This window comes from Enterococcus sp. S53, from assembly GCF_016516865.1.
GTDB classification, from domain to species: domain Bacteria; phylum Bacillota; class Bacilli; order Lactobacillales; family Enterococcaceae; genus Enterococcus_D; species Enterococcus_D innesii.
Genome location: NZ_JACVUH010000051.1, coordinates 1 through 1,613, shown reverse-complemented (window position 1 = coordinate 1,613; position 1,613 = coordinate 1). Strand labels below are relative to the sequence as shown.

General features: G+C 40.9%; 2 protein-coding genes. Both read right to left on the bottom strand.

The window, feature by feature from the left end; all coding sequences use genetic code 11:
• Window positions 1–40 precede the first annotated feature (40 nt).
• A complete protein-coding gene (locus IAE45_RS18520) occupies window positions 41–1,225 on the bottom strand; it encodes a phage major capsid protein (RefSeq protein ID WP_200143167.1) in 1,185 nt (394 codons plus the stop codon).
• 3 nt (window positions 1,226–1,228) lie between these two features.
• On the bottom strand, window positions 1,229–1,613 hold a 385-nt coding region (locus tag IAE45_RS18515; RefSeq protein WP_200127855.1), incomplete at its 5' end, for an ATP-dependent Clp protease proteolytic subunit.

The window sequence follows — 1,613 nt, the reverse complement described above, 5'->3', positions numbered from 1 at the left end:
CTAGAATAGTCTACAGTCGCCATACGAGCGTTAGGCGTTGTTACTCCCCCGAACCACCGTCAACATCTGCAGGGATAGCAATATCATATACTTGCGCTGCGTAATTATCAACAGGTTTACCGTTGCCCAACATGTCAATGGCATAAAGGGTCGCCCGTTTCATCGCAAACGTTTCTTTGTATTCAGAAATTTTTTCAGGCTGTGACTGAGTAGCATCATAGCCATTTTCGATAAATACAATTAGTTTGTTCACAGGAACATCAACCGACTGGATAATGTGATCTGGGGAAATGAAAGGCATGTTCGTCACGAATACCCCATTTGCATTTTGGATCGTTAGGCGTGCAACAATATCGTAGTAGTTGACTGGGTTGATAATTAAGTAAATCTTACCGTCAACCACACGTGTTTCATCAGTAGCATTTGTGTCACCAGTACCAATTGAATGTTTGTAAGAAGCCATTTTTTTCATAACAGCTGCAAATTCAGTAACCATTGAAGGTGCGTCTTTGAATGTCAAAGTACCAACGCTGGCTTTATCCGGATAAACCCCACCAACAACGGCTCCATCTAAATCTTTCAACAAACCAATCGGTTCGTCTTTACCGGTACCAGTAACAATTTTAGTTGCCCAAGCGTCTTTAACAGCTTCTGTTAAGCAAAGGCGTACATAACGATTGATCCATCGAGCGCCTAAGTGCAATGTATCATTTGAAATTAAGAAGAAAGCAGTTAAGGCGATCTGTGTTGCTTCTTCCACTCCGAATTCAGCATCTAATTGCCCTTCAAGATCTTTATGCAATGGACCAAAAACGGCAACCCCTTTGCGGCGAGAACGAATTGTTTTAGTTAAACCAACCGTAGGTGTGAAATTCACCAGACGTAAAATAGGATGTTCCTTTTGAAGATCTTCAAATACACGTTCGAAAATGGTTACTGGCCATGTAATGTCCTTGTCGAAACCGCCGGCTTTTTCTACTTCATTGTAGAATTTAGTTTCTTCTGCTGTTAAAACTGGAATGCCACGTGATTGAAGGATTTGGTTGTCAGTGACGTTCTTCAATTCTTCATATTCAGCACGTACTTGCGAACCTGCATCTTCTGCGATTGCAGTGACGTAGGCCTCTAAAGCATCATTTACTTGTTCAGGTGTTGCATCTTCTTTTGCAGAAATAGCGTTAAAGATTTTTTTCGCATCTGCAGTTTTGTCTGTAATTGTTAACATAGTTTATTCTCCTTTTCGCAATCGTGCGATTAATGATTTTGGTTTTAGTTCTTGTTCCACTTGACCTGTTACAGGTTGGCTTAAATTAGCCATCGCAACAGCGACAGCATTTTGAATCAATTCAGCAATGTCTTGTGGTTCTTCTTCCGGTTCGGCACGTTTCACAGAATTAGCAAATCCAAACTCTACAGCTTCATCTGCCGTGAACCATTTTTCTTCATTCATCCATTCACGTAATTGGTCAGCAGATTGACCGGTCTTATCAGAGTAAATTGCCAGAATTGAATCATCGATAGTTTCTAAAGCGTTCAGTGTTTTTTGGATATCCTGTTTGTTTCCCCAAGCGAATGTTGAAGCTTCGTGAATCATCAATGAAGTGCCAACATTC

What these genes read in the sequence shown, in the direction of transcription:
- IAE45_RS18520 (WP_200143167.1), bottom strand. Translation starts at nt 1,225, where the DNA reads ATGTTAACAATTACAGACAAAACTGCAGATGCGAAAAAAATCTTTAAC.